This is a genomic window from Mesorhizobium sp. M7D.F.Ca.US.004.01.2.1, assembly GCF_003997785.1.
GTDB classification, from domain to species: domain Bacteria; phylum Pseudomonadota; class Alphaproteobacteria; order Rhizobiales; family Rhizobiaceae; genus Mesorhizobium; species Mesorhizobium loti.
This window is the reverse complement of the sequence record NZ_RZRQ01000291.1, coordinates 1-7,519: the sequence shown is the minus strand read 5'-3', so window position 1 is coordinate 7,519 and position 7,519 is coordinate 1. Positions and strand designations below refer to the sequence as shown.

Below are 7,519 nucleotides of genomic sequence, written 5' to 3'. Positions count from 1 at the left end.
TACCCCAACCGCCCACCGCGCCGGCCATGATCCGGCCGACCGAAATGCTGTCGGCCAAGACGCTGGCCGATCCGCGCAGCCGGCAGGCGCGCGCCGATCTCGCCACCTTCGCGTCCGACGAGCGCATGGTGCAGTTGTGCAATCTCGAAGCCATGGATCAGATCCGCCGATGGCGCACGGATTATCAGCCGGAGCGGGTGGTGCCTTACGCAACGGCGGAGGAAAAAATCACTGGAACCACGATCGCCGCGAATGGTGCGGCTTTCCGCAGTCGCAGAAACTGGTATGGTCTGAAGTTCAGATGCCAACTGGCTGGGGACGGTGAAAGCGTCGTCGGCTTCGAATTCCTGGTTGGCGATTTGGTTCCCAGGGAAAAATGGGACGAGCTTGGCCTGCCGGCGGTGCATTGACCTGATACCGGCAGGCTTCATCAGGCAGCCAGCCGGCCGCGATACCGCGGCCGTTGTGTGGTGACCCAAAAAACCTTATCAAGGCGCACGGCCGGGCGGTGGTCGTTGCCGTGATTTGGGCACCTCATTCGCAACAGGATCGCGCTTCGCGCGTGGAAAAATGACAAAAAACCTTCGCAAATCCCTTCGCAAATTCGCCATTGCCATCCCGCTTCTTGCCCTTGGCTTCTATTTCATCCCCATCCTGACGACGATCTTCATCGTTTGCGGCCTGATCGACGTGCTGCGCAACGACAGGAAGGATTTGTCACTGTTCAGCGGTTATTTCCTAGGCAACGGCCTGTTCACCTGGCTGCTTTCGCCTTTCAACCTGCTGGTCGACTTGCTGTGTTACAGAAATCCTGGCGTCTGGAAGCTGGAGCAGTTTCCCGCCGACTATCAGCGCGAGGTCAATGAGGTCCTGGACATCTTCAAGGCGCGCAAGGACGAGATCATCGCCGACATCGACGCCAATTTCGGCACCGGCCGGCGCGGCATGTATGTCTACCAGTGGTACGGTAAGCACAAGATCGACAACGTTGCCGAGTTCAACAAGGATTTCAAATACATCAAGACCATCGCCGTTTCCGTGTTCAGCAAGCGCGAATCAACGTCCTGGCACTTCGGTCCGCTGCGGCTGAGCCTGCGCATTCTCTACAATCTGATCCCGGTGAAATCGGAGATTTTCGTCGAGTGCGGCAACGTCAAGAACTACTGGTACGACAATCCGCTGTTCATCTTCGACGACACGCTGCTGCATCGCTCGGTCAACGAGTATGACGGCCGTCGTTACTGCGTGTTCATGGACATCATCCGTCCGTCCCCGGTTCCGGGGCTGATCGCGGGCATGCTCGCAATCGTCTCGGTAAGCGTCGAGCGCATCAATTCCATGTTCTACAAGAACTGGAAGATGATCGGTTCGACCAAGCCGAAGAAAGCCGGGACGACCTGAGCTTTAAACTCAGAGCAGTCGGTTCTGCCGGCAGCATTTGGGTGCTCTGAATGTATGAGACTTGGCCATCCTTGTCTGCCGCTCATGCGCCGGAACGGCTCCTGGCTGCATAAACGGTGTCTTGGGTTGGCTTTGACAGTCCTACTTCTTCTCCTTCTGGCGGCCGCAAGTGACGAAGAATAAATCTCTCGGATTTTGGACAGGAACGTATCTATGCACCGTCTTGGTGGGAGTTGCTCTTGCAGTCATTTACGTAAGCCTTGAAGAGCCTGTCTATTATTGGGACTTCGCTGCCTATTTCGACACGTTCAATCGGCAAGGCACGCTCTTGGTCCAGAGTCCTCTCGAGTGGCTCAGCCACTTGAGAGCCTCAATCGCAACGGATGACTACAGTGCGGCAATCCTGGTGCCGCTGATGCCGTTTCACATCGTCTTTGGCGATTCGAGGTTTTCATACATCGCCGGAATAGTCGCTATTTACCTGGTCCCGACCGCCCTTTTCATCGGCAGAATGAGCTATCTGGAGGCGGCGACCGAGACATCTTCATCCCGAAGCTGGCTCGCGGTATGGATTGCGGCCTTTCTCTACACGCCGTTCTGGGCGGCGACGCTTCGTGGATTGCCTGATGTTGCCGGCTGCCTCGCGCTCTCCGCGGCAACCTATTTTCTTTGGAAATCGAGGTTCCTGACCCATGAACCGGTGATCAGCGGAGTACGCGTCGGCATATGTCTGTGGTTGGCGTTCGTGCTGCGCCGCTGGTATGCCTATCCTGTCGTCGGGGTCGGAATTTCCGCAGCCTTGTTCTGTCTTCTGCAGGTCGCAAAAGACCGGGACTTTCCGGCACTCCGGAATGCCGCCGTCGGAGGTTTGTGTGCGGTTCTCGTTGTCGTCGGAGCCGCATTGACCTTCCAGCAACCCTTGATCCTCAAGATCCTGGGAACCAGCTATGGCGACCTTTACAGCGGATACAAGACGAGCTTCGTTTCGCAGATTGACCAGATAGGATCCCGGCTCAGCTATGTGAACTGGCTGTTGATCGTAGTTGGCCTTTACATCTCCGTCATACGCCGAAACAGATTTTCCCTGTTCTGTGCCGTTGCCTCGGCTCTCACCTTTTTCCTCTTCACCCGGATGCAGGATCCGGACCGTCATCATTCAATGCCGATGTTTCTTTGGCTCTTTCCTGCCTATGCCCAGGCAATCGTTGCGATCGTTTCGATGCCGGCGCTGAGATCGCGATGGTCGACTGCCGCGATATCGGTAGCCACTGGACTTGCTTTTTTTGGCACCTTTTTTCCGCTTGGCCGCCAGATGCTATCGCCGATCAGCGACGTCTTTGCCAGAGAAGCCACGCTCCCTCTTCACCTCGACAATCTCTCTGAATACAGACGCCTCATCGATGATCTTATTGGAAGAATGCGACCCGAGGACCGTTTTTCGGTATTTGCCTCCGGCTCGGTCATGAGCGACTCGTTGTTGTATGAAATGGATAAAGATCTTTACCCCCGTATCGAGTGGACCTGTCAGGTCGATAGTCGCGATCAATTCAGGCCGGGAGTGCTGAAATCCAAATATATCGTCGTAACCGACCCGCCCGTCACCCATTTGCAGTCGGGCGCGCAGCTCTGTGTCACGATACCGGACCAATATATTGTCGAAGGCAAAGGCATCGGCGCAGCCTATAGGCGCGTCGCGGCTTATCAGTTGTCCGGCGACGTCATGGGCTACCTCTACGAACAGGTGCGCCCGGTCAGCAAAACGGAAATAGATGCCCTCTACGCCGACCTCAGGAAGAAGTACCCAGGCTGGACAACACCTGAGTGGTGACGACAGCGTTTGGGCAGGGCTCCCAGTCACTCTGCGCGGCTGTTATTACACCATCGTCTTATAGCGCCGGCGAGCCTCGTTCCTCTACAACTTGATGCAGCGGATATATCTGGGAGGATATAACGCTGCTGTTGAGTTGGAAGCGACAGTCGCCTTGGGAGGATAAGGTGAACGGACGGCAGCCGACTGGTCATCATTCGGATTTTATCCAGGCCTCAATCGCCAGCAACGATGCGGCGCGCTCGGCGTTGGTTGCCTCTTGGCGGCGTTCGCTCACATTGCACGGTCTGGATCCAGCCGAGCGACAGGCGCCACGACGCTTGACCGAAGGCGAACTGAGGCAAGCCAGGCAGCGTATGGAACCGTTGCGCCGTGCCGCCGATGCCAGCCTTGACCGGCTATACATGGCTGTCGGCGGGGTTGGTTGCTGCGTGCTGCTTGCCGACAGTGAAGGCATCCCGGTCGACCGCCGCGGCGCTGTTGCCGACGACGACACGTTCGACGAGTGGGGCCTGTGGACGGGCACCGTCTGGAGTGAGGACTCCGAAGGCACCAACGGCATCGGCACATGCCTTGCCGATCAGCGCGCCCTCACCATTCATCGCGACCAGCATTTCTTCGCGCGCAACACACTGCTCAGTTGCACCACCGCGCCGATCTTCGATCATGAAGGCAATCTGGCGGCGGCACTCGATGTCTCGTCATGCCGGTCGGACCTGACCGAAGGCTTTGTCAACCTGATCGCCATTGCGGTTGGCGATGCCGCGCGCCGCATCGAGGCCGAGAATTTCCGCCTGGCGTTTTCCAATGCACGCATCTTGCTGGCGCCGGTCGCCGAGCGCAGCGCCGGCGCGCTGATTGCTGTTGATGCCGACGATCTGGTGGTGGGCGCGACGCGCTCGGCGCGCCTGGCTCTCGGCATCACCCAACAGACCTTGGCCAAGGGGTTGCCAGCCGCCGACATTGTTGGCGGCTCGGCCGGGGCCGCTGAAGACCTGGGCGAAGCAGAGCGCGGCGTGGTGCAGCGCGCCATCGCGCGCGCCGAAGGCAATGTTTCGGCCGCCGCCAACAATCTTGGAATTTCACGCGCCACCTTGCATCGCAAGCTCGCCCGCTTCGGCATCCGCCGCCCGCACTGAGCTTTGAGGGGCAGAGCTGTCGCAGATCTGCGACACTCGGCACCGGTCGAATGCTGGGCATGGGCTGACAAGTCCGAGCCCATCCGCAACTCTTCCCAGTGACACGTCACATCCCGTGGCGCTGCATATTGGGAGGAAGACAATGAACAAGGTGGAATTTTCCCGCACGGCCAAGGTTCCCTTCGCCAAGCGCTATGACAATTTTATCGGCGGCAAATGGGTGGCACCGCTGTCCGGAAAGTATTTCGAGAACATCTCGCCGGTGAACGGCCGGCCGCTGGGCGAGGTCGCTCGGTCCGACGCCAGGGACATCGAGGCAGCGCTCGACGCCGCGCATAGGGCCAAGGATGCCTGGGGCAGGACAAGCGCCGCCGCCCGCGCGCTGATCCTCAACCGCATCGCCGACCGCATGGAGGACAATCTCGATCTGCTGGCCCTCGCCGAGACCTGGGACAATGGCAAGCCGATCCGCGAGACGACCGCCGCCGATCTGCCGCTGGCCATCGATCATTTCCGGTATTTCGCCAGCGCCGTGCGCAGCCAGGAAGGCGGCATCTCCGAGATCGATCACGACACCGTCGCCTATCATTTCCACGAGCCGCTTGGCGTCGTCGGTCAGATCATTCCCTGGAACTTCCCGCTGCTGATGGCGGTGTGGAAGCTGGCGCCCGCACTTGCCGCCGGCAATTGCGTCGTGCTGAAGCCGGCCGAACAGACGCCCGCCACCATCATGCTGTGGGCTGACCTTGTCGGCGACCTCTTGCCCGATGGCGTGCTCAACATCGTCAACGGCTTTGGCCTCGAGGCCGGCAAGCCGCTCGCTTCGTCGAACCGCATCGCCAAGATCGCCTTCACCGGCGAGACGACGACCGGCCGGCTGATCTCGCAATATGCGAGCCAGAACCTCATCCCGGTGACGCTCGAGCTCGGCGGCAAGTCGCCCAACATCTTCTTCCAGGACGTGACATCGGAGGACGACGACTTCTTCGACAAGGCGATCGAAGGCTTCGTCATGTTCGCGCTCAATCAGGGCGAGGTCTGCACCTGTCCGAGCCGGGCGCTGGTGCATGAGAAGATCTACGACAAGTTCATGGAAAAGGCTCTGAAGCGGGTCGAGGCAATCGTCCAGGGCGATCCGCTCGATCCGGCAACGATGATCGGCGCGCAGGCGTCGAGCGAACAGCTGGAAAAGATCCTGAGCTATTTCGACATCGGCCGGCAGGAAGGTGCCGAAGTGCTGATCGGTGGCGAACAGAACCATCTGCCGGGCGATCTGGCGGGCGGCTATTACGTCAAGCCGACCGTGTTCAGGGGTCACAACAAGATGCGCGTCTTCCAGGAGGAGATCTTTGGGCCGGTGGTTTCTGTCACCACTTTCAAGGATGATGACGAAGCGCTGTCGATCGCCAATGACACGCTCTACGGCCTCGGCGCCGGCATCTGGAGCCGCGACGCGAATCGCTGTTACCGTTTCGGCCGTGCCATCCAGGCCGGACGCGTCTGGACCAACTGCTACCATGCCTATCCTGCGCACGCCGCGTTCGGCGGTTACAAGCAGTCCGGCATCGGCCGCGAGAACCACAAGATGATGCTCGATCACTATCAGCAGACCAAGAACATGCTGGTCAGCTACAGCCCGAAGAAACTCGGCTTCTTCTGATCGCCTCCCGAAGCGGCGCATGATCCTTTTCCGAACGATCATGCACGATCTGTGCAAGAGGCGCGGCTGACCGGCCGCGCCTCGGTGTCTTCTTGAAGAAGGCGCTCCTGATGGAGGACGGCATGCTCGACAAGGTTTCCCTGGGAAAAGTCTCAGTCACGCCGGCAGCCAGAACCTTTCTAGCTGAAATCATCGCTGACCATGGTCCGGTGTTGTTTCACCAGTCGGGCGGTTGTTGTGATGGCTCCTCGCCCATGTGCTATCCCCAGGGGGATTTCATCGTCGGTGACAATGATGTGCTGCTCGGCGAGATCGACAAGACGCCGGTCTATATCAGCGCTTCACAATATGAGGTGTGGAAGCACACCGATCTCATCATCGACGTCGTGCCGGGCAGGGGTGGCATGTTCTCGCTCGACAACGGGCGCGAGCGGCGGTTCCTGACGCGTTCAACTGTTTGCGCGGTGCCTGCGCCTACGCAAACAGGGGATTGACCTCGCCGTCCCGTCAGGGGCAGTAACGGTCATGTTCAATCTGCTTCTCGTTGTGGTCGGCGGCGGCATCGGCGCCGGTATTCGTCATCTCACCAGCATGGGCGCGCTGCGCCTTGTCGGCCCCAACTATCCCTGGGGCACGATGGCCATCAACATCGCCGGCTCGTTCGCCATGGGCCTGTTCATCGCCATCTTGGCGCGCCGCGGCGGATCGAACGAGCTCAGGCTGTTCATTGCCACCGGCATCCTCGGCGGCTTCACCACTTTTTCCGCGTTCTCGCTCGATTTCGCGACGCTTTGGGAGCGGGGAGCCACGTTGCCGGCGTTCGGATATGCCCTTGCCAGTGTCATTGGCGCCATTATCGCCCTGTTTCTGGGACTTTGGCTCGCAAGAACCGTTTCATAATGCTATTGCCGCGCCGAGAGCAGGCCGAGCCCTGCTTGGGAAACGGATAAGCGAAAAGATATGGCAGGCGTTGAACAGATTACGGTGGAGGCCGGCGAGGCGGGCATGCGGCTCGATCGCTGGTTCAAGACCCACTTCCCGGGCCTTGGTTTTGGCCACCTGCAAAAGCTGCTGCGCTCCGGCCAGATCCGCGTCGACGGCGGCCGCGTCAAGGCCGACACCCGTGTCGAGCCCGGCCAGATGGTGCGCGTGCCGCCGCTTGAGGTGGACAAGAAGGGCGAGAGCGCGCTGACCGGTCACTCGATCCGCAACCAGGGCGATGCCGATGTTCTCGCCAAGATGCTGATCCATGAAGATCCCAAGGTCTTTGTCTTCAACAAGCCGGCGGGCCTTGCCGTGCAAGGCGGCTCGGGCGTCACCCGCAATGTCGACGACATGCTGGAGGCCTGGCGCAACCAGAAGGGCGAGAAGCCGCGGCTCGTGCACCGGCTCGATCGCGATACCTCGGGCGTGCTGGTCGTCGCCCGCACCCGGCTTGCCGCCATGAAGCTCTCGGAAGCGTTTCGCGCCCGCGAGACCAAGAAGACCTAT

Annotated in this window: 8 protein-coding genes; all 8 read left to right on the top strand. The window is 59.9% G+C overall.

The window, feature by feature from the left end; all coding sequences use genetic code 11:
* A partial coding sequence (locus EN993_RS27875) for a DUF930 domain-containing protein (RefSeq protein WP_245468985.1) occupies positions 1–410 on the top strand: 410 nt, incomplete at its 5' end.
* A 160-nt stretch (positions 411–570) separates the two neighbouring features.
* Positions 571–1,401, top strand: coding sequence for an aspartyl/asparaginyl beta-hydroxylase domain-containing protein (locus EN993_RS27870; protein ID WP_109672246.1), 831 nt, complete (start codon positions 571–573; stop codon positions 1,399–1,401).
* Positions 1,402–1,570: 169 nt separating this feature from the next.
* Complete coding sequence (locus EN993_RS27865; protein WP_127265368.1) at positions 1,571–3,229, top strand: hypothetical protein; 1,659 nt, start codon at positions 1,571–1,573, stop codon at positions 3,227–3,229.
* Positions 3,230–3,396: 167 nt separating this feature from the next.
* Positions 3,397–4,368 carry a helix-turn-helix domain-containing protein gene (locus EN993_RS27860; protein ID WP_127265367.1) on the top strand — a complete coding sequence of 324 codons (972 nt, stop codon included), beginning with the start codon at positions 3,397–3,399 and terminating at the stop codon, positions 4,366–4,368.
* A gap of 142 nt (positions 4,369–4,510) precedes the next feature.
* Positions 4,511–6,028: an aldehyde dehydrogenase gene (adh, locus tag EN993_RS27855; RefSeq protein WP_109672255.1), complete on the top strand. Its 1,518-nt coding sequence runs from the start codon at positions 4,511–4,513 to the stop codon at positions 6,026–6,028.
* Positions 6,029–6,150: 122 nt separating this feature from the next.
* The gene (locus tag EN993_RS27850; RefSeq protein ID WP_109672355.1) at positions 6,151–6,522 is read left to right on the top strand and encodes a DUF779 domain-containing protein; all 372 of its coding nucleotides are present in this window, start codon (positions 6,151–6,153) and stop codon (positions 6,520–6,522) included.
* A 31-nt stretch (positions 6,523–6,553) separates the two neighbouring features.
* Entirely contained in the window at positions 6,554–6,928 is a 375-nt protein-coding gene (gene crcB, locus EN993_RS27845) for a fluoride efflux transporter CrcB (RefSeq protein ID WP_109672258.1), read from the top strand.
* 60 nt (positions 6,929–6,988) lie between these two features.
* Positions 6,989–7,519, top strand: a 531-nt coding sequence (locus tag EN993_RS27840) for an RluA family pseudouridine synthase (RefSeq protein ID WP_164757847.1), incomplete at its 3' end; no start/stop codon positions are given.

Coding starts and splice junctions, on each gene's coding strand:
- EN993_RS27850 (WP_109672355.1), top strand. CDS start 6,151: ATGCTCGACAAGGTTTCCCTGGGAAAAGTCTCAGTCACGCCGGCAGCC.
- EN993_RS27870 (WP_109672246.1), top strand. CDS start 571: ATGACAAAAAACCTTCGCAAATCCCTTCGCAAATTCGCCATTGCCATC.
- crcB (WP_109672258.1), top strand. CDS start 6,554: ATGTTCAATCTGCTTCTCGTTGTGGTCGGCGGCGGCATCGGCGCCGGT.
- adh (WP_109672255.1), top strand. CDS start 4,511: ATGAACAAGGTGGAATTTTCCCGCACGGCCAAGGTTCCCTTCGCCAAG.